Source organism: Micromonospora lacuserhaii (genome assembly GCF_036902735.1).
Classification (GTDB): domain Bacteria; phylum Actinomycetota; class Actinomycetes; order Mycobacteriales; family Micromonosporaceae; genus Micromonospora.
This window is the reverse complement of record NZ_JBAKHO010000119.1, coordinates 1-2,070: the sequence shown is the minus strand read 5'-3', so window position 1 is coordinate 2,070 and position 2,070 is coordinate 1. Positions and strand designations below refer to the sequence as shown.

The 2,070-nt window shown below is 73.8% G+C and carries 1 protein-coding gene; it reads right to left on the bottom strand.

Features of this window, described 5'->3' with window-relative positions; translation table 11 throughout:
- Positions 1–263: 263 nt before the first annotated feature.
- Positions 264–2,070 (bottom strand): peptidoglycan D,D-transpeptidase FtsI family protein (locus V6U81_RS28985; protein WP_334494224.1); only part of this gene is annotated, 1,807 nt, incomplete at its 5' end.

Here is a 2,070-nt window from a genome sequence, read left to right as displayed (position 1 = left end):
TCGACGACGCGAACCTGCGCCGCTCGGCGCGGGCCGCGGTGGCCGCCGCCGCCCGGGTCACCCCGGTCACCGGCACCTCGGCGGCGCCCTCCGGCGGGGACACGGCGAGTCGGGCGGCGAGGTCGCCGAGCCGGACTCCGGGCACGGTACGGGGACGTGGATTGCCGGGCACGGCGTCAGACCCTACCCGGTCTGCCGGTTCCGACCGCACAGCCGCCCCGGTGGTTCGTCGCCACTCAACGATGATGTCCCGCCTGCCCCGCTCAACGCGGAAAGACCTCGAAGTTGGGGGATTTGCCGGTGGACGGCGGCACCCGGTAGTGCCGCAGGGTGAAGCCCATCATCTCGCGGAACGCCGGGGCGGCGACCGCGCCGCCCTCACCGCCGGGGCTCCAGACGAAGACGGCCACCACGTAGCGGGGGTTCTCGGCCGGGGCCATCCCGATGAACGAGCCGACCTCGCCGGGCTGCTGCTTGCCGTCGACGTAGCGCAGCCCGGTGCCGGTCTTGCCGGCCACCCGGTAGCCGGGCACCGCCGCCGCCAGGCCGGTGGCCCGTCCCTCGGGACCGTCGACCGTGGTGACCGCCTCCAGCATGGTGCGCAGCGACGCGGCGTTCTGCGGGCTGAGCACCGAGCGGGTGGTCGGGGCGGCGGCCGGGGTGTGCTTGCCGTCCGCCCCGACCACCTCCTTGATCAGGTGCGGCTGCACGTAGGTGCCGTTGTTGGCGATGGTGGCGTAGGCGGCGGCCATCTGCAGCGGGGTGGCGTCGACGCTGTGCCCGATCGGCACCGACCCCTCCGACGACTCGCTCCACTCCGCGGCGGGGAGCAACCGTCCGGACGCCTCCCCCGGCATCCCCTCGCCGGTGGGCTGGCCCAGCCCGAACCGCTTCTGGTAGTCGATCAACCGGTCCCGACCGAGCTTGTCGGCGATCTCGATCGTGCCGACGTTCGACGAGAACGCCAGCATCCCCGGGATGCTCATCGGCTGGCCGTTGGCGGGGTGGGTGTCGGCGAAGGTGACGTCGCCCTTGGTGATCGTGTTCGCGATCGGCAGGACGGTGTTGGGCGTGATCACCCCCTCCTGCAGAGCCGCGCCGTAGGTGATCGCCTTGTGGATCGAGCCCGGGTCGACCACGAAGCTGGTGGCCGCGTCCTCCCGGTCGGTCGGCGAGCGGACCTCCTCCGGGGCGGCCGCGTCGTAGGTGGGGTAGCTGGCCTGGGCGAGCACGTCGCCGGTCCGCACGTCGAGCGCCACCAGCGCGCCGACGCTGCCCTTGGTCTGCGCCATCTGCCGGCTGAGCACCTGCTGCGCCTGGAACTGGAGGTCCCGGTCGATGGTGAGCACCAGCGAGCTGCCCGGCTTCGCCGGGGTGGTCTGGCTGTAGCCGCCGGGGATGGGCGCGTCCAGGTCGCCCTGGCCGGCCTCGTAGACCCGCCGGCCGTCCTGCCCCTGGAGCAGGTCGTCGTAGCGGGCCTCCAGCCCCTCCAGGCCGTCCATGTCCTGGCTGACGAAGCCGACCAGGTTGGCCGCGAGGTCACCGCCGGGCACCTCGCGCCGCTCGTCGCGGTGGGTGCCGATGCCGGCGAGGTTCAGCTCTTCGATCTGCTTGGCCTTCGGGATGTCGACGCCCCGGGCGAGGTACTGGAACTTCGATTCACCGGTCCCGCCGGGCAGGGGACGCCGCTGCATCTTCTCGGCCAGGTCGGAGACCGGGATGCCGAGCAACGGGGAGAGCAGCTTCGCCGTGGCCAGGCGGCCCTTGACCTCGGTGGGGTCGGCGAAGACGTACCGCGCCTCGACGCTCTGTGCGAGCGGGGCGCCGGTGCGGTCCAGGATCGCCCCGCGCGGGGCGGGCAGGTCGATCCGGGTCAGCCGGTCGCTGACGCCGCCGCCCGCGTACGCCGGGGTGTCCACGGCCTGGAGGAAGACCAGCCGGATGCCGATCGTGGCGAAGAGCGTCAGGACCAGCATGGTGCCCAGCCGCAGCCGCCGGCGCGGCTCGGCCAGCTTCGGCGGCCGGCGCGGCTTGCGGACGGGCCGCCGGGCCGCCGGGCGGTCCGGGCGG